Source organism: Klebsiella sp. CN_Kp073, from assembly GCF_040065495.2.
Taxonomy (GTDB): Bacteria; Pseudomonadota; Gammaproteobacteria; order Enterobacterales; family Enterobacteriaceae; genus Klebsiella; species Klebsiella aerogenes.
Genome location: NZ_CM198051.1, coordinates 903,565 through 919,388, shown reverse-complemented (window position 1 = coordinate 919,388; position 15,824 = coordinate 903,565). Strand labels below are relative to the sequence as shown.

Annotated in this window: 22 protein-coding genes; 3 read left to right on the top strand and 19 right to left on the bottom strand. The window is 50.9% G+C overall.

All coding sequences use genetic code 11. The annotated features are described in order from the left end of the window. Positions 1-4: 4 nt before the first annotated feature. From ABLV66_RS04510 to ABLV66_RS04485, 6 genes are all read right to left on the bottom strand, one after another. Positions 5-1,069 carry a fimbrial protein gene (locus ABLV66_RS04510; protein WP_045391956.1) on the bottom strand — a complete coding sequence of 355 codons (1,065 nt, stop codon included), beginning with the start codon at positions 1,067-1,069 and terminating at the stop codon, positions 5-7. Then, complete coding sequence (locus ABLV66_RS04505; RefSeq protein ID WP_045391958.1) at positions 1,066-1,671, bottom strand: fimbrial protein; 606 nt, start codon at positions 1,669-1,671, stop codon at positions 1,066-1,068. The genes ABLV66_RS04510 and ABLV66_RS04505 overlap by 4 nt, the downstream gene beginning before the upstream one ends. Positions 1,672-1,682: 11 nt before the next feature. Further along, positions 1,683-2,459 (bottom strand): fimbrial biogenesis chaperone, encoded by a 777-nt coding sequence (locus tag ABLV66_RS04500; RefSeq protein WP_047044003.1) that lies wholly within the window; start codon positions 2,457-2,459, stop codon positions 1,683-1,685. A gap of 26 nt (positions 2,460-2,485) precedes the next feature. Next, positions 2,486-4,957: a fimbria/pilus outer membrane usher protein gene (locus ABLV66_RS04495; RefSeq protein ID WP_049061316.1), complete on the bottom strand. Its 2,472-nt coding sequence runs from the start codon at positions 4,955-4,957 to the stop codon at positions 2,486-2,488. 40 nt (positions 4,958-4,997) lie between these two features. Continuing rightward, on the bottom strand, positions 4,998-5,546 hold the full coding sequence (locus ABLV66_RS04490; RefSeq protein ID WP_045391965.1) for a fimbrial protein: 549 nt from the start codon (positions 5,544-5,546) through the stop codon (positions 4,998-5,000). 69 nt (positions 5,547-5,615) lie between these two features. Next, on the bottom strand, positions 5,616-6,164 hold the full coding sequence (locus tag ABLV66_RS04485; RefSeq protein ID WP_015369827.1) for a fimbrial protein: 549 nt from the start codon (positions 6,162-6,164) through the stop codon (positions 5,616-5,618). A gap of 644 nt (positions 6,165-6,808) precedes the next feature. On the opposite strand from ABLV66_RS04485, the gene ABLV66_RS04480 reads away from it, so the two are divergent. Both ABLV66_RS04480 and ABLV66_RS04475 read left to right on the top strand, forming a co-directional pair. Beyond that, positions 6,809-7,597: a winged helix-turn-helix domain-containing protein gene (locus ABLV66_RS04480; protein ID WP_045391968.1), complete on the top strand. Its 789-nt coding sequence runs from the start codon at positions 6,809-6,811 to the stop codon at positions 7,595-7,597. Position 7,598: 1 nt separating this feature from the next. Next, on the top strand, positions 7,599-8,117 hold the full coding sequence (locus ABLV66_RS04475) for a FidL-like protein (protein ID WP_045391971.1): 519 nt from the start codon (positions 7,599-7,601) through the stop codon (positions 8,115-8,117). On the opposite strand, the gene ABLV66_RS04470 is transcribed toward ABLV66_RS04475, so the two are convergent. Next, on the bottom strand, positions 8,059-8,442 hold the full coding sequence (locus ABLV66_RS04470) for a hypothetical protein (RefSeq protein ID WP_141097045.1): 384 nt from the start codon (positions 8,440-8,442) through the stop codon (positions 8,059-8,061). The genes ABLV66_RS04475 and ABLV66_RS04470 overlap by 59 nt on opposite strands. A gap of 293 nt (positions 8,443-8,735) precedes the next feature. Between ABLV66_RS04470 and ABLV66_RS04465 the strand changes: the two genes are divergently transcribed. After that, a complete protein-coding gene (locus ABLV66_RS04465) occupies positions 8,736-9,542 on the top strand; it encodes a DUF4225 domain-containing protein (protein WP_047044010.1) in 807 nt (268 codons plus the stop codon). On the opposite strand, the gene ABLV66_RS04460 is transcribed toward ABLV66_RS04465, so the two are convergent. From ABLV66_RS04460 to ABLV66_RS04405, 12 genes are all read right to left on the bottom strand, one after another. Next, complete coding sequence (locus ABLV66_RS04460; RefSeq protein ID WP_289575881.1) at positions 9,539-9,853, bottom strand: hypothetical protein; 315 nt, start codon at positions 9,851-9,853, stop codon at positions 9,539-9,541. The genes ABLV66_RS04465 and ABLV66_RS04460 overlap by 4 nt on opposite strands. A gap of 445 nt (positions 9,854-10,298) precedes the next feature. Continuing rightward, positions 10,299-10,655 (bottom strand): putative T6SS immunity periplasmic lipoprotein, encoded by a 357-nt coding sequence (locus ABLV66_RS04455; RefSeq protein ID WP_289575883.1) that lies wholly within the window; start codon positions 10,653-10,655, stop codon positions 10,299-10,301. A 573-nt stretch (positions 10,656-11,228) separates the two neighbouring features. Beyond that, the gene (locus ABLV66_RS04450; RefSeq protein WP_348798502.1) at positions 11,229-11,552 is read right to left on the bottom strand and encodes a TA system toxin CbtA family protein; all 324 of its coding nucleotides are present in this window, start codon (positions 11,550-11,552) and stop codon (positions 11,229-11,231) included. A 20-nt stretch (positions 11,553-11,572) separates the two neighbouring features. Then, positions 11,573-11,890: a type IV toxin-antitoxin system YeeU family antitoxin gene (locus tag ABLV66_RS04445; protein ID WP_348876478.1), complete on the bottom strand. Its 318-nt coding sequence runs from the start codon at positions 11,888-11,890 to the stop codon at positions 11,573-11,575. Positions 11,891-11,908: 18 nt separating this feature from the next. Continuing rightward, positions 11,909-12,130, bottom strand: a complete 222-nt coding sequence (locus ABLV66_RS04440; protein WP_048997881.1) for a DUF987 domain-containing protein — start codon at positions 12,128-12,130, stop codon at positions 11,909-11,911. An 8-nt stretch (positions 12,131-12,138) separates the two neighbouring features. Then, a complete protein-coding gene (locus ABLV66_RS04435) occupies positions 12,139-12,615 on the bottom strand; it encodes a JAB domain-containing protein (RefSeq protein ID WP_348798507.1) in 477 nt (158 codons plus the stop codon). A 15-nt stretch (positions 12,616-12,630) separates the two neighbouring features. Then, positions 12,631-13,089 carry an antirestriction protein gene (locus ABLV66_RS04430; protein ID WP_348798509.1) on the bottom strand — a complete coding sequence of 153 codons (459 nt, stop codon included), beginning with the start codon at positions 13,087-13,089 and terminating at the stop codon, positions 12,631-12,633. A gap of 102 nt (positions 13,090-13,191) precedes the next feature. Next, positions 13,192-13,431 carry a DUF905 domain-containing protein gene (locus tag ABLV66_RS04425; protein ID WP_048998188.1) on the bottom strand — a complete coding sequence of 80 codons (240 nt, stop codon included), beginning with the start codon at positions 13,429-13,431 and terminating at the stop codon, positions 13,192-13,194. A 77-nt stretch (positions 13,432-13,508) separates the two neighbouring features. Then, a complete protein-coding gene (locus tag ABLV66_RS04420) occupies positions 13,509-13,919 on the bottom strand; it encodes a hypothetical protein (RefSeq protein ID WP_348798512.1) in 411 nt (136 codons plus the stop codon). Positions 13,920-13,985: 66 nt separating this feature from the next. Further along, entirely contained in the window at positions 13,986-14,423 is a 438-nt protein-coding gene (locus tag ABLV66_RS04415; RefSeq protein ID WP_049002977.1) for a hypothetical protein, read from the bottom strand. Between the two features lie 41 nt (positions 14,424-14,464). Continuing rightward, on the bottom strand, positions 14,465-15,001 hold the full coding sequence (locus tag ABLV66_RS04410) for a DUF4339 domain-containing protein (protein ID WP_049002976.1): 537 nt from the start codon (positions 14,999-15,001) through the stop codon (positions 14,465-14,467). A gap of 25 nt (positions 15,002-15,026) precedes the next feature. Beyond that, positions 15,027-15,737 carry a DeoR family transcriptional regulator gene (locus tag ABLV66_RS04405; RefSeq protein ID WP_348798515.1) on the bottom strand — a complete coding sequence of 237 codons (711 nt, stop codon included), beginning with the start codon at positions 15,735-15,737 and terminating at the stop codon, positions 15,027-15,029. Between the last annotated feature and the right edge of the window lie 87 nt (positions 15,738-15,824).

Genomic DNA, 15,824 nt, shown 5'->3' with positions numbered 1-15,824 from the left:
CCCCCTACTGAAACTGCGCGACAACGGTGGCAGAGGCTTCAAACTCACCTTCTTTCACGCTGCCCACACCCGGTTTTGCCACCGGCGCGGCGGTAAGATTCCAGTCGCCCTGGTTCTGGTAAAACCCCTTCACGTTGTAGAATTGATTGGGCACGACGGTGCCGCCGCTCGCGTCTTTAATCACGATGCCAAGGTCGTCGCGCTTTTGGCCGCCGCTCAGCGTGCCGAGGAGATGATCGTTAAACCCCGCCGTGCCTGACGCCGTGGTAGTTTGTACGCCAAGATTAATGTTCAACGCGCCCTGATCGAAGCTTCCCCCCTCGCAGACCACATGAATGGGGATCGACTTGCTGTAGTTGGTGCCGTTGAGCCGGGCGGCGGAGCCTGGCAAATCGCCAAATTCAATGCTGATTTTGTCCCCGCGATTGAAGGTGCATTTATCCGGCACAGTAATGAGCCCGGATTTAATGACCACACGGGAAATTGGCGTTGTCGGCGTAGGGCCAGCGCTACCCAGACGTCCAGCAACCTCCACCAGCGACTGAGAGGTGATATTGATGCCGTTAATAATGGGTTTAGTGACAATAAACGTCACTTTTCCTTTAGAGCCACTTTCAATGTTAGTGGCTCGCTCGTAGCCCTTGCGCTTTTTGCAGCTGTGGTCGTTGTAGCGATTCGAAAAGTTGGTGAACGGCGCCTGAACATAGTTGTTATACCGCCCGGCGACCCATACCTGGACTTCCACATCCAGGTACTCATTCAGACGAAAACGGTTCGCTCCCTGATTAGAAGGCGGCATGGTGGTCGTGGTGGTGTAGTAAATCGGCTGTCGCGAGATGTCGGCCTGCTCACAATGAAAATCCACGACATACCAACTGCCCAAATTCCAGGTGAACGGATCCGTTCTGCCGCCCTCGTGGTTTTTGCTGACATCCAGCGAGCTCAGTTCAATATCGTACTGATGCGGCGAACCGCCCTGTGGTTCTCCCTCACCGAGGGTAAATGCCTGCCCGGCCAGCGGACAGCCCGCCAGGGCGACCCACAGCAGTGCTTTGTGCAATACGCTCATAGATACTCCAGCTTAAGTCTGACCAGACCGTTAAATTCGCCAGCGGTCACCTCCTGCCCAAAAGATTCCAGCGCGGCAAGAAAGTGAATCGCGTTATCGCCCGGTTTGAGGATCCACATGCGTTGCGGTTGATTCAGGTGGATCAACTGGTTGCGTTCGGTCAGTAGCCGAATGCCCGCGCCGCGCACATCGCCGCGAATCCGCCCAAGATCGCTGTTTTCCGGCGCGCCTTCGGCCATCAGCGTCATTGAAACGCCACGCTCCACCGTACTGTGTGACAACTCAGGGAGCTCGCTGGTCTGCCCAGGGAAGTCCTTTAACGTGTGCCCGGAGCCTTTTAAGCAGCCATTCAGGTGCAGCGTCACCAATACCGGATCGCTGCGATCGCCGCTCTGGCGAAAGCGGCTGGCGGAAATATCGCCGAGATCGATGGTCTGATCGCGTGAAGCCATATCCAGCACGCACGGCGAAACGAAAACCCGGCCATGAAAGCGGACGTTGCCATACTCGCCGGAAACGTTGCTCATATCATGGCGGCCGCTTGTGGCCTGAACCGTGCAGGCCATGCCTGCCATCAGCAGAGCGCAAAGCATCTTTTTCATTTACGAGTCCTTTACCGGGGCTGTTGCTCCATCGGCAATGCTTTACACACATTGCCTGTGCAGCTGAATTTCAATTCAGGGTGACCGCCAAAATCGTTCACATACATCATGCTGAACTGGCTGACGCTGGCGTCCGAAACCTTGAAATCGAGAGAGGATTTCGGCGAGATCATAATCCCCGGGAAATCAGTCAGTCTGCCGCCGCCCTGGGCTTCAGGTTTGCGGCTTAAACCGATTAAGGTCACGAAGTATGGCGTTGGGTTATCCACGGTCCAGCGCTGACCCTGCTTGTGAAAGATCAGTTGGTTTTGCCACACGGCCCCCGGCGTTTCCGGCACGATAGCTGTCGGCCGATAGAACAATTTGATTCGCGACTGCATCGCCAGCTGCAGCACGTTCGGCTTATCCGGTTTTGGCGGAATTTCACGCACGTTCAGATAGAAGAGACTCTCGCGATCCTGCGGCAACGCGTTAATTCCGCTGGTTTTCGTCACGCGGGCGATTCCCTTCTGCCCACCGTTAATCCGTTGCAGCGGCGGTAAGACCATTAATGGCGAGGTAATTTTTGTGCCGTGGGCATCTTCTACCCACGACTGAGCCAGAAAGGGAATGCTCGGGCTGGTGTTGGTTAAGTTCGCACTTACCGAGCGCGCATCGCCGGTGATGATCATGCGGGTACGGTCGAGCGCAATACCCGCCCATGAAGCATTGATCTGGGCAATAAAAAACAGGCCACAGGCCACGGGTTTAAGCCAACGCTGGGCGAAATTAAGAGCTTGATTATTCATGACAAAATTCATTCAGGTTATTGAAATTATTCACAAGGCAACAGTACGTTGCCTTCCGGGTTGATTTGTTGCGGCACCTGCAGATGACACTGCGCGCGGCCAGCCCAGGCAACGGAAAGACGCTCGGAAGGATTCACCCCAGCAATCCATGCCATGCCGTTTTCCATCACCATGGCGACGCTGACGCCGTTGGCGTTAAACACTTCGGCGCCAAACGGCGGCATCGAGCCATCCTTCAGGCGCAGCAGCGCCATCATTTTTTGCCCCTGCGCGACGGCAAAGCGCTGGTAGCCAATGGCGCCTTCCGTCAGGGTGTTAGTCACGATCGCTTTGGTCGCGGAAATGTCCTCGTCCATGGCGTCCACATCGATACGCGTATCAAAGCTGTGATAGCTGACGACATCCGGTACGACGGCAATACCGAAGCGATTTGAGTGCGCCTGTTCGCCGTTAAGCGGCACATTGGCAACGCCATCGGTATCAACCATCACTCTGGCGGTATTCATTGACGCCTGGCTGTTATGTAGCGCCGCGCCGTGACGCGTCGCCGTAAAGCCGCCGCGTACCGTGCCGCCAACGGAGAAATAGCGTGATTGCTGCCAGCTGACGTTGGATTCCAGTTCCGCCATCATGCTGCGGTGCTGGTAATAGCCATCAAATGCCGTATGACCTTCCCCGGAAACCCCTGCGCGCAAGCGCCACGGATTGTTACGATCGCGGTTATCGGAATACGAAACCATTTGGCTGGTCTGGTTACCGCTGTTCTGTAATTCATAATCCATAGAGCGGCCATCGCCCCATGGCACTGAAATTGAAAGCGAGAGACTGTCGTCGCGTTTGCCCTGATACTCAGAGCGATAAGCCGCAAGGTTGGCGCTGATCCCCTGGATACCCGCGAAGGAAAAACTGTGTCCCATCGATAACCCGTAACGATCCTGGGAACCGCGATCCCAATAGTTCTGGTGGGTATAGGTGAGGTAGAGCGTGGTCGCTAAATGCGGATCGTCAGCAAAAAAGGTTTTGTTGCCGGTAACGGTGTACATCTCTTTTTCGTTGCCGGCGCTGTTGTTACTTTCATACTGCTCGTCGAGAAACTGCGAGAAGGTGCGGAAGTTACGCTGTGAAAAGCGGTACCCGGCAAAGGTAATCGCGCTGTTGTACTCATCAAAGGTTTTGGCATAGCTGAGCTTAAAGGACATGCCTTTTTGTTCAGCCTGATGCTTCACCCGACTCACGGATTGCGTCGCATCGGCCGACAGCGCTCCCAGCCAGCTTAAATCCCGTCCAATCCCCATCGACCAGGCGTTGTAGCGCTCGCCGGTGAGCAACGCGCCGCCGTACAGTGACCATGCATTGCTCACCCCCCAGGAAAAATCGCCGCTATAAAACGCAGGGCCCTGAACGTCGTGGTTATAACGCGATGGCTTGCCGACCGCGGCGTTGTAGCGAACATAGCCCGGGCGCGTCAGGTAAGGAATATCAGCCGTATTGACCTGAAAAGTTTGTACGCTGCCATCCTGCTCTTCGACCCGCACATCCAACGTACCGCGTACCGAGCCGTGCAGATCCTGAATATTAAACGGCCCCGCAGGAACGGTGGTTTGATAGATAACACGGCCCTGCTGACTGACGGTAACCTTCGCATTACTACGGGCGATGCCGTGCACTTCAGGCGCGTAGCCCTGCAAATTTGGCGGCAGCATACGCTCGTCGCTGGCAAGGTTGACCCCGGTGAAGCGCACCGAATCAAACACCTGAGAATTCAGATAGATTTCGCCGACCGTCAGTTTTGCAGCCTGCATCGGTAACGGGCGATAAGCATAGATCTGATCCCAGTCGATACGCCCATGATTACCATCTGAAGCGTAATTGGCCTGATACTGGCCACGAAAACGCCATGCGCCGAGGTTAAAACCTGTCTGCCCATAGCCGGACAGCGAGCGATAATGATCGCCGCCCTGTTCGTAATGCGTGGCCTGCCCTGAGATGCTGTAGTCAAAAATCAGCCCGGCGACGCCGTTATCCCAGCGCTCCGGCGGCGTCCAGTCTGGGTCGGTATATTTCATCCATGCCTGAGGCACGGTAATGTCCAGTACGCCTGCGCTATTATTCAGCGCCACACCCGGCAGGCGGGAAATGTCATAGCAGTTTGCGTTAAGCGGATGAATATGGGTCAGCGCCTCTTCTTTGAGCGCCAGTAATTCGAGTTGTTGCGGCGTCAGACACGCCATAGATTTATGTGAATTGGCCGGATCGGCGATATAACGGATTGACTGTTGAGGAATCTCCTGGCTGTTAATACGAACATCCAGCAGATATTCTCCGGGAGCCACAAAGTTGCCTTCGGAAAAACGCTGTAAATCGACATTGTGCCTGTCGCTGGCATCCAGTACGTCGGTATTAAATTCAATGGCCTCATCCGCTTCAGCCCATGAAGCGGCGCAGACCAGAGCAATAAAAAGCGCCAGACGTTTTTTATCTGTTTTCAGCGTGATCATTTTCGTTCGCAACCTTCAGATACCCGAATTGCAGTGCAGCTCAGAGATAATTCACAACAAAATGCGTGACCGCAGTAAATTCGCCAGATGTCATTCTTCCATCGCGGGAGATCAAATAAGCCGTAAATTTGAGCGTATTTTTTCCTGGGTTAAGTACATAGTCCGGTGATGGTTCGCCCAGGTGAATTTGCTGTCCTTTGCTGTCGTATATTTCTATCGCTAAATTTTCAGTTTCCGATTGCACGCTCAGATAATCTGGATTGTCGCTATCGGCTGCGCCGGAAAAGGTAATATTGGCGCGTTGAAACACATTACCGGGATGTTGAGAATCCCCTAGTGAGCATCCCAGCAAATGAATGCTGAAATCATGCGCAGATACTTTTTCAGGTTTTCCGGAAATATCTCTGGCTGAGAGGTCATCAAATTCAACCAGTAGCGACCGGTCGCGCGGATCGACATAACAAGCAGCTTCAATAATATTTCCCCGCATACGCATTTTTCCGGGCGTACTGACAAGACGGTTGGTGTCAGCCAAAACCCATGCAGGCGATATAAAGATAAAAAGCAGTAAAATACGCCATCCAGGCATAACCGCATTTCCTTTCAGTTATTCGCAGGAAGGGTTAAGCAGGCGCGTTAATGCGCCCGCTGCAGATCGTTACTGATAATCGATCTGGAAATTAACGGTAGATTCAAAATCACCCGGAGTTACCGCTGCAGATGCGTTGTTTGCCTGCAGGTAAGCGACGAAATCAATGTCGGTTTCGCCATCGGTAATGTTGACCTGAGAGGCAGCTTTACCCCACTCAACATCCTGGTTGCCGCTGTCAACCATACCGATGCCTGCGCCCTTGGCGGTACCAGAGGTGAAGGCGGCTAGCGCGTTGTTGTCGGCATCAATCGTTGCCGGGGTATAAGTCACAGTAGCGGTTTTTGCGACAGTCGTATCGCAACCCTGCAGAACAATTTTGGCATGTTTAACGCCAGCACGTTGGTTGTCTTTTAACTGAGAAGTTGGGATCTCGCCAAAATTCACCTGCACCGGGCTGGATTCTGGCGCCAGACCACATGCGGAATTAACGAGAGAGCCGGTGAAGTGGATTTTACCGTTAGTCGGTTCAACATTTTTTGCAGCGAAAGCAGAAGATGCAGTAAAAGTCATTCCCGCCATCAGCGCACAGGCCACAGCCACGTTTTTCATTTTCATATTACTACTTAACCTTATATCTGTTTTTGGTTATTCCGACGATCTATTTCCGCAGACAATTCCTGCCCGGGAAAACCCGATCTCGCGGTAGCGGCAGTGCATATCCTTGCAAACAATCCATCTTAAACCGCACCGTATTTTGAAGTTCATTGGTATTCCATCAGAAATACCGTCCACAGTCGTTTACGCTGTTTCGGGGCTTATATTAAGTCGACGAAAAATTGACACAATGCCAAAATACGGAATCAATCAAACTCAGGAAATCGTGTTGCTTTCCCGTCTGCAGATCGATCTTTTACCTAAAAATCAGCCAAAAAACACGCACTCAACAGTTTTAATATCTATTATTTATAGTTTTTATAGAGTTTTTAACTATCAACTATTTTTTAATTTAGAACAGATAACTGGCAAAATATATTTATAAAATATTTTTAAAAATTGAAAGGGATACCAAAAGTGAGTGCTGACAATAAGATAGTGAAAGAAAGGAAGGAGAATGAATGATTACATAAAGAATATTAAAATAATGTTATGTAAATGATAATAAAGCGATCTATGGCACAACCTCTTTTTATAAATGAATTATGTTATGCTGTTGCTTCCCCCACTCGAATGCGAGATATCCTGCTTTAAAGGAGACATCAGTGATTTCTCATATACCAATAAACAAAATTAAATCCGTAATTATTGGTGATGGTTTAGTTTTCAGACCACTTAAAAATACCCTAAAAGACGTGGCATCTGGTGAAATAGCCACATTGAATAATGTGGCCACACAATTACTGCTCTATTTGTTGCAAAATGGTAAAGAGATATCTTCGCGCGATGAAATTCTGCTGAATGTTTTTCAGCAGAATGGCGCCAGAGCGACGGATGCGAATCTTAACCAGCACATTTCATTTTTGCGCAAAGCCATTACGTCAACAGGTCATCCTGCAGAACTCATCGTTACCATTCCTCGTATTGGATTTCGGATGGGCGACGTCAATATCAATATTCAGCAAATGGAAGAAGCGCAAACGGCCGCCAGAGTTGCCTATGTTGCATCGACGCCGAGGAGAAAGAAACCAAACCGGTGGCCTGTCGCTATCACAGCGTTAATTACCAGCATCGCCGTGCTGGCAACAGCGTGGTTAACATGGATACCCAATCATATAGCCATGACGGACGCGGCTATCTTGCGAACCATCGACTACGAGCAATGCCGTGTACATATATTAGGAAATGCCCTCACAGACACGATAACCGAAAAGAAGGCGCTGGATATTTTCAAGTCCGTGGGGATTAGCCCCAACTGCTCGCACCCTAAAGACCTGTATCTTAATACCTGGGCGAGCAACCATAACCTGGTTGATTGGTCGTTTGCCGCTGAATGCGGCCTCAACCTCGGCTATTACCATTGCATCAGCCAGTATCGCCATCATGAGGAATGATATGAAGCAGGAAAGCGATCACTCTTTTTTACTCTGGTCAGTCGTAATTGTCATTATTGGGCTGGCCGCTATCGCTTATTTGATTATCACTGGGAATGCTAAAAAACAAGAAATCAGTTTTTCCTGCTCCTCGGAATTCACGTCGATACTCGACATCCAGAATACCAAAAAGGAACTCCACGGAATCATGCTGATTACCAGCTACAACTCCGGGCACCTTTCATTATCAGTGCAAGGAAAGCTCAAAAGCGATGACGGCGAGTTTGCTGTAAACCGAAAATTGTTCTTTCGGTATGCTCGTCCGCTTGGACATACTGCCGGCGTTTTCATGCTCACTCCCGAGGGACGCGAAAAATCCCCCGATGATGAAGCAACGGACGCTGTCGATTATCTCTTCTTCGACGCTTACGAACGTGCCGACAAGCTGTATATGTTAAAGCGGCTAAATGAGGAAACGGTTCTTATTGGCGATAACTTTTCACCCCGCTTTGCCTGCGTAATGAATCACTTCGCGGATTAATCACCTTCTGGATATGCGTCGGGTTAAGGATGACCTGATGTATCTCTCTGAATCGCCACGGATGATCGGTCATAGAGCCAGCACCAAGCTTTAGCAGATTCTTCGTGTTGAAATTGTCATCAACAGACTTAGGCTCCCCGCACCACAACTGGCGAAATTCCGGGCTGTCACCCAGTCTGGCAAAGCCAGCATGGCGCATCGCTTCCAGTTGGCCCATGCCCCGGCAGATTCTTTTCAGGGTGGAATCATCACAAATCAGGAACTCGCGGCAGGTGTGGGTCTTACGGCCAATTCCGTTCGCCTCTTTCCCTTCACGGAACGACATAACAGAATCGTCAGCGTTAAAGTAAAACTCTTCGGTCTGCGTATTAAACGCAGCCTGTACTAGCTTCCGCTTGATGGGACATTGCTTATTACGCTGGGACGCGCTCGCAGTCCTGCCCGTACTCCAGGACGTTTGAAACGTCGGACAATGAAAAATAGAGAATTACCATGTGGAGTCTCCGAGTTTGATTATGTGTTCGTTCCGCTAAAATCAGACGTTAGGAAAGCATTTCCTGTTGTCTTCGACCTTACTGCACGTAATATGACCAGACACATTTTGGGAAGGAGTCTTTAATGGATATTGCGCTGCTCAACAGGGGCTGGAACAGAACATGGTCAGATACCATGGTGAATCTTGAAGCCCGGAAACTCGTCGAAACAGCAAACCGGCTGTCAGCATTCTATTTGCAAGATGGTCTTACACGAATCAAGTTTGTCGAAGAGATAAAACAGGTTGTAGATAAAGAATTTGAAACAGCACGACGAGCTAAAACCGATGAAGAATGTATTGTATGCATCAAAAATCTTCGTGCTGAAACAGATAATTTGCAAGAACAAGAACGCCTGTTAAGAACCAGAGCCGCCCAACTTTATGCAAAGGTCGAGTTTGTCAGGGAAAACAATAAAATCGTCGGATACGTGATTTCGGCAATCCATATAGTGGTATCTGGAGCAGCATTATTTGGTGGGATGGTTATGATGTCCACTATGACCCCTATTGGAGTTCTTGCAGGAGCAGTTTTATTTGTTGATGGTATTAACGGTATAACAAAAGAAGCAAGCCATCTTCGCTATGGTGAACAATCAAAATCGGAAGGAATTTTTGCTGATGGCGCAATGGAGACCGCACAATTTATGGGGTTTAGCCCAAAAAGTGGATTAGCTCTTTATAATACGGTGACTCTAGGGGCGAGTGTCTATAGTATCTTCGGCTTAGCAAGGAAACCCGGAGCTTGGCGATTATTCCGTTGGCTGCCGCGTGATTACTACCGAAAAGTTGACACAATGAGCAAGCCTAAGCTAACGATGAAAATCGCTGGATATGGTGTCAAAGCGAAAGTCATTTTTGATCTTCTGGCTACTGATAACAGTACTAATTAAGATTTGTTCACTCTACAGAATCGCCAAGATTTATAAGCAAGTACAGGCGGTTGTATAAAAATTGCAACCGCTGCGCCACAAGAAAGGCCAATAGCACCAGAGAAAACACTCTGCTCAGATGCGAACATCACAAGAAAAATGAATACAGCAAGGCAACCGGATACAACCCACACGGCAAGAATAAATCGCCTGGCCAGGTCCCTGATTGCATTCCCCAACGTTCCACCATAGCTTTCAACGTTGTTCTTTATCTTCTTCAAATCCGATGGTGTAAAGCCAGAACGCAACAAAGCCTCATCAGTAACATCCATATTGTCCTCTCCGCATTTCTTAACTGGCAATGGCACACATAATCATAGTGATGAACTTTCCAGCAATCCACATGATGTTTATGCAATGTATCAGATTTCAGACAATAGAAGCCATAACGCCCCGTTAGTGAAGTTTGCAGGGACGACAATACAGCACCACTTGTTACCCCGGATTTTACGTAATGCGGTTAATAGTGCTGTGCAGGATGCTGAGAACATCCCACACAGCGATCCGACAAACAACAAACCACCACGGAGTGTTAGGAATGCCAGACCATCAGATTATAACAATGAGCCTTCGATTACTGAAGGGGAAAGCAGGTACGCCAGTACAGGAAAGGCTGATATACGTATTCGTGTTCCGGCGATGAAAGGTAGCCAACTGAAAGCCTTGCTTGATTACATACGTGCGTTGAAGTGAAACAGAGGGGGGCGGTTTGCCCCCTTATTCTTTGGGATAAGAAAATTCAGCAGTGACTAAATGTGCCCCTGATTTATCAGATTGGACGTCATACGCGAAGTTATACCTCTTTCCAGATGTAAACTTAAATCCGAATACAGGAAGACAGTCACCCTTCGGTATATAAACAGGCTTGTCATCCAAAATCTTGTGAAGAGAGTCGCTATTATCACTATTGATTTGAATAGCAGTGATCCGATCCTGCGGCTCCAGTGGTGACACCACACAAACTTGATTATCTTTGATTAATGCCGTTGTAGATTCACGATCTACCATTCGATCACCAGGCCCAGGGCATCCCGTTAAGAGGAATACAACACCCAGCAACATTTTGTTTTTCATGTTTAACGCCCCTTCCCTGTTACGATTTTCTGGTAAAGCGAAGGGACATCCTGCAACATATCTACGCCCCTGTACATCCCCATGCGCCCCGATCTCTGATAGTAGGACCACTTACTTATCCCATAAACCAGCAGTAACCAGTAATCAGCTAAACCCAGTTAGGCTTTTGTTCACGTTGTACTATCGCGGTATGACTCTGGAACTGCAGCCAACGTTAAGTTTAACTTTCATCTAACCGTTAACTTCACGTGAAAACTAACAGTGTATTTTTGAGTGGTACTACGAGAGATTGCTTATATATACGGGGTCAGTAACCTGTTTCAAAAACAGCAAGTTACAAACATGTGTGACTACAAGAGAAATTCTGGAGCGGGCGAAGGGATTAGAACAAGCCAACCAATAACTTGAAAAACATAGAGTTTTCAAGTTATATCTTAACTTATACCCCCAAAGATACCCCCAAAGCACAGAGGCTTTGAATTCAAGTAATTACCTTTGTCGATAAATCAGCAGGAAGCGAGATGATAGCAAATGGCAGGCATACTCGAAAGCAGCGACACCGTTAGTATCAGACTAATTACGATTTAATAAACCCAGATCCCGGCGGGCCCTCATGATATCAATAATCGTGAGATATGGCGTTTGTTCTTGCCAGCTAAACCCTCTGCGATCGATACGAACCAGTTCGTACTTTTCCACTAGAAAGTTAATGGCATCAGCCAGCGTGATACCGGCATCGATATGTTCCTGTATAACACGTTCCTCACTGAATGGTGTGTCGTTGAGGGTGAGACCATAGTGCTGTTCCAGCAGACATGTCAGTAACATTTGCCAGACATCCACGGGTGACAGGCAGGGCTTCGCCGCCCGCTGACTTGTTGCAGGTTGAGATTTCATGTTTGCTCTCGCGGAAGTTATTAGCGCTGAGTGGGATAAATGGCGATATATACGTAGCCGCAACTGCCAAGGGTATCGGCTTCGCAGGTGAAACCGTTGCGGTACAGAGTGACGCAGTGGGTGTGGCGAGGATTCAGTTCACCGGTAGTCAGCATGGATTCCATCTGGCGGATAAAGTACGGAAATGCCACATCCAGCTTCCGGCATTGTGCGTCACTGAACTGGCCGGTGATGCTGGCCCGGTCAGCTAAATAATGCAGCCGGTTCCCCTCCTGTACCAGACGGGCTCCCAGGCGTGGCGTGATATCCCGCTGCAGGCCCCATGTGATGTTGCTCATTGATAACCTCCGTTATTGTCAGTTCAGGGTAATACTCATCAGGCAGGCATACGGCCCGTTGCGGTCCTGGCGACGTTCGGCGTATACCGCCAGGACACCTGAGATATCCGGCACGTCCCTGCCGGTGTAATGGCAGACGCTACCGTGCCACTGATATTTTCCACTGCAGTATCGAAAAATGCGTGAGGCCGGATGCTGGCGGTATATCGTCATTGCCCGGCGTTTACTGATAATTTTCATGTCTTACCTCACAGCAGACCGTGTTCAGCGAACGAATAAATTTGCCTGCCGCCGACAATCAGGTGGTCAGGGACACGGATATCCACCAGCTGAAGTACCTGCACCAGCCGCTGCGTGAGGGTTTTGTCGGCCAGGCTGGGCGTCGTCTCGCCGGAAGGATGGTTATGCGCCAGTATCACCGCCGCCGCATTGAAGTGCAGTGCACGTTTGACTACTTCCCGGGGATGCACCTCGGTGCGGTTAATCGTGCCGGTAAAGAGCGTCTCATGGGCAATCAGTTGATTCTGGTTGTCCAGATACAATACCCGGAACTCTTCCCGCTCAAGCGCGGCCATATGCAGTCGCAGCCACTCCCGGACGGCGTGAGTGGAGGTGAAGGCCACCCGGGGCTCATGCAGATGCCGGTCAAGAATCCTCAGCGCCCGCTGAATGAGATGCCGGTCCTGTGGCGTCATCTCGCCGGGTAAAAAGGAAAGCTGTTTCATTCGTTGTTCCTCCGGTCAGTCAATGATGCGCAGAATGGCGTGGGCTTCTGGATGCTGCAGGGCGTAGTCCCGCAGGCGGTAATAGTGCGCGGTCATTGCGTCACACTCTGTACGGCAGGCATGGTGGCTGTATTCAATCAGGCAGACCGCGATACCGGCAGCGTCTGCACTCATATCTGCACCATTGCCGTTCATGCTGTTGAACAGATGCCATTTATCGTCACTGTCAGCATCAGGAGCCATAAACGCGCCGCCATTGCTGAGGGTGTAAAAGGACCAGATACCACCGCTGTAATCCGCACAGAAGCGGCCCATCCAGGCGAAAATATGCGGTTCCAGCGTTGTCCATTGTGGAATGGTGCCAAAGTGCTGCGGCCAGAAGCAGATACGCTGTTCGTCAGGTAGCTGCGTTACGGTCAGTTCAAATTCGGATTCGTTAGCAGATGCGAGGTTGTTTTGTGTCGCTGTAATCATGGGTATATCTCCATTAATAAAAAATGCCAGCGACGATGGCTGGCACATGGGGTAATAAAGTGGGTTCAGGAAGGTTAAATATTGGTGGTAAATGATTCGGGGTCAGCGGGTGAAAATGTCAGTGCGGATACCTGACCTGCGGATATAACGGTTAAGCCCTTCACCGGCATCCGGTTCAAAGTTCCATGCCCGCCAGACCATCCGGCCTTCGGCGTCGCGAACCACCAGGCGGAAGTGACTACCCTGGTCGTCTTCAATGCCGATGTTGCGATACCGGCGGGTAACTGCTTCGGCCTGCTGTCGGGTAAAAGGTCCCGGTGGCAGCATGTGAGATTCAGGCATTCGATGTACCTTAAAAACAAAAGCCCCTGACGCAGATGCGTCAGGGGCTGTGGGAGTTTGCATGTGTAGGGGGATTGTCAGTAACCGGTTTGCACCTTATACAGCCGTAAGGTTTTGCTACCCCGGACAATCTTCACATACAGGGCATTATCTTTCGTGCCGCGCACAAACCCGGCCTGCACATCGCCCTTGCAGTCACCACCGTCGTAAGGAATGTTGACACCGGTCTGGTGCACCAGGTCGATAACCCCGAAGCTTAAGTCTTCACAGGCCGGGCCCGGCAGGTCCTGAATCAGGGCAAATTTATGGTCGTCGCTGACACCGGTCAGTGAGCACATGGAGGTGTTGATGTCGTTTCCCTTGCACCAGTACTCCTGGCCGGGATTGTCTTTATCCATCAGACTTGCCGGAAGCTGTGCGGCACCGGCACTGAATGCGGCAAATGACAGAATGAGGGCGGGTACAGCAGAGGTCATTATTTTCAGCATGGTTTTCTTCCTGAATTAATCCAGCCCGCTGTCGGGCAAAATGAAGGAGGTTGATATCGGGTGTTATCAGAAGCGCCGGTAGCGAAACAGCTCTTTGCCCTGGTAAAGTGCCACCAGGTCGTCATATTCCGGCTTTTTCTGGTTGGGCTTAAAAGTCACTACCGTGCCCGGACGGCACAGGTCTTTTACGGTGAGACCGAATTTCTTGTCCGGAGTAATGGTGAATCCCTTCGACACATCGTTGCGCATGATAGTTATCCAGCCCCACAGGCCGCCTTCGCAGTCTTTAAAAGGTGCGGAACGCACCGTGACCATACCGCCCTTACGGTCAGCGAACATGGCTTCACACTTCCCCATGACCTGACGATGGGCATCACACCAGAAAATATTCCCGCTGTTGTCATTGACGACCGCAGGCAGCGTCCGGTTGTAAGGCTGCGCCTGAACGCCTGTACAGAGCAGCAGGCTGCCGGTAATGCTCAGTATCTTAAGCAGTGTTTTCATTATGTTATTCCTCAAAGGGGTAGATATCCGCAGGTGATGGCTCAGGCCATCACCGTCAGAATTAACATCACCAGCCATACCCAGAAGTAAGCCGGTTTCTGACCGAGGGTTTTCGCCCGCCGCCACAGATAGAACGGTACCAGCCAGGCCAGTTTGCCGAACGTGGTGGTATCCACTCCGGCCTTACGCAGACGGCGTTCATCGAGATATCCCAGAGCGATATTGAGCAACAGCGTGATAAACCAGTACTGCCCACCCGAGACGGCCTCATACGCTTCCTCAAACGCCATCCCGTTCAGCCCTGCCGTCCAAAGCTCGAGCGCATAACCAATGAAGGGAGCAAATGCCAGCGTCCACACCACACCGCCCGGAATACGGTGCCCCGGCAGTGCGGGCGGGATGGTGCTTTGCTGCAGTACTGCTGCAAGCGGGGTGGCGGAGACCGGTTGCCATTCCGTCATGCCCTGCCGCCATACCAGCGTAGTTGCCGTCAGTTCACCGCGCACAATCAGGCCGGTGATGTCGTCTTCAGTCACATTGTCATGACGTATGCCATTTTTCTCGTAATGCCAGGTCATTGTTTTTCCTTCTTAACAGAGGTTATTAAATTAGTGTGTTGTCCGGCTTCTCCTCAGAGGGACCGGGAGACAGGACTTCGCGGATACAGCTGAAGTGCGGAAGGGCCCGGATAAAGCCCGCCTGGGTGGTTAAATGGCTGAGACGTTTTCGCGGGGTAAAAGTGGTGTTCAGAACCGTCACCGCATGGATAGTCGCCAGAGGATGCACGGTGATATGCCCGTTAAGTTCACCAGTGAGATACCAGCAGCCGTCGAGTGATATCAGGCGGTACGGGGCCAGCCCGTCACAGCGCTCACCCTCAGCCAGCAGCAGCACCCGCTGACAGGCGGTTATGGCACTGACGAGGCGGTAAAACACCAGCGAGCTGGCCGGTGACACTGACTGTGGGGGTTGCCACACCAGGCAGGGCATCCCTCCTGCGGTGAGCAGCATGCCCGCCAGACGCCGGTCCAGCCCCGGAAAAATATCGGCCAGTCCTGCCCGGTGAGCAAAGGTCAGCGCATCCAACTCGCCCTGTACGCCTCCACCGGTACTGCGCAGGCGGCATTGCCCCCGTCGATACTCAAGGTCGAGGTACATCAGCCGTTCGCGAAAATCCCGTCGCAGGGTACGGACTGACACACCAAACTCTGCAGCCAGCCGCGCCATGTTCAGCGTTTCACCGGCAACCAGGCGGCTGATTATCAGTGACAGCCTGACAGCCAGCCGGTCATGACGGCGCTCTGCCTGTGTCATCTTAAATCTCCGTAATAGTTAACTGACTGAATATGAAATGATTCTAAAGAGGGGGGCGGACAGGGTATGGACATGGAATGAACTATT

Bases quoted from the DNA above. Each gene is read 5' to 3' on its own strand.
- ABLV66_RS04440 (WP_048997881.1), bottom strand. From the start codon at position 12,130: ATGAAAATTATCAGTAAACGCCGGGCAATGACGATATACCGCCAGCAT.
- ABLV66_RS04450 (WP_348798502.1), bottom strand. From the start codon at position 11,552: ATGAAATCTCAACCTGCAACAAGTCAGCGGGCGGCGAAGCCCTGCCTG.
- ABLV66_RS04505 (WP_045391958.1), bottom strand. From the start codon at position 1,671: ATGAAAAAGATGCTTTGCGCTCTGCTGATGGCAGGCATGGCCTGCACG.
- ABLV66_RS04510 (WP_045391956.1), bottom strand. From the start codon at position 1,069: ATGAGCGTATTGCACAAAGCACTGCTGTGGGTCGCCCTGGCGGGCTGT.
- ABLV66_RS04420 (WP_348798512.1), bottom strand. From the start codon at position 13,919: ATGCTGAAAATAATGACCTCTGCTGTACCCGCCCTCATTCTGTCATTT.
- ABLV66_RS04430 (WP_348798509.1), bottom strand. From the start codon at position 13,089: ATGATTACAGCGACACAAAACAACCTCGCATCTGCTAACGAATCCGAA.
- ABLV66_RS04490 (WP_045391965.1), bottom strand. From the start codon at position 5,546: ATGCCTGGATGGCGTATTTTACTGCTTTTTATCTTTATATCGCCTGCA.
- ABLV66_RS04445 (WP_348876478.1), bottom strand. From the start codon at position 11,890: ATGAGCAACATCACATGGGGCCTGCAGCGGGATATCACGCCACGCCTG.
- ABLV66_RS04410 (WP_049002976.1), bottom strand. From the start codon at position 15,001: ATGACCTGGCATTACGAGAAAAATGGCATACGTCATGACAATGTGACT.
- ABLV66_RS04475 (WP_045391971.1), top strand. From the start codon at position 7,599: ATGAAGCAGGAAAGCGATCACTCTTTTTTACTCTGGTCAGTCGTAATT.
- ABLV66_RS04465 (WP_047044010.1), top strand. From the start codon at position 8,736: ATGGATATTGCGCTGCTCAACAGGGGCTGGAACAGAACATGGTCAGAT.
- ABLV66_RS04485 (WP_015369827.1), bottom strand. From the start codon at position 6,164: ATGAAAATGAAAAACGTGGCTGTGGCCTGTGCGCTGATGGCGGGAATG.
- ABLV66_RS04495 (WP_049061316.1), bottom strand. From the start codon at position 4,957: ATGATCACGCTGAAAACAGATAAAAAACGTCTGGCGCTTTTTATTGCT.
- ABLV66_RS04425 (WP_048998188.1), bottom strand. From the start codon at position 13,431: ATGCCTGAATCTCACATGCTGCCACCGGGACCTTTTACCCGACAGCAG.
- ABLV66_RS04455 (WP_289575883.1), bottom strand. From the start codon at position 10,655: ATGAAAAACAAAATGTTGCTGGGTGTTGTATTCCTCTTAACGGGATGC.
- ABLV66_RS04500 (WP_047044003.1), bottom strand. From the start codon at position 2,459: ATGAATAATCAAGCTCTTAATTTCGCCCAGCGTTGGCTTAAACCCGTG.
- ABLV66_RS04470 (WP_141097045.1), bottom strand. From the start codon at position 8,442: ATGTCGTTCCGTGAAGGGAAAGAGGCGAACGGAATTGGCCGTAAGACC.
- ABLV66_RS04460 (WP_289575881.1), bottom strand. From the start codon at position 9,853: ATGGATGTTACTGATGAGGCTTTGTTGCGTTCTGGCTTTACACCATCG.
- ABLV66_RS04405 (WP_348798515.1), bottom strand. From the start codon at position 15,737: ATGACACAGGCAGAGCGCCGTCATGACCGGCTGGCTGTCAGGCTGTCA.
- ABLV66_RS04415 (WP_049002977.1), bottom strand. From the start codon at position 14,423: ATGAAAACACTGCTTAAGATACTGAGCATTACCGGCAGCCTGCTGCTC.
- ABLV66_RS04435 (WP_348798507.1), bottom strand. From the start codon at position 12,615: ATGAAACAGCTTTCCTTTTTACCCGGCGAGATGACGCCACAGGACCGG.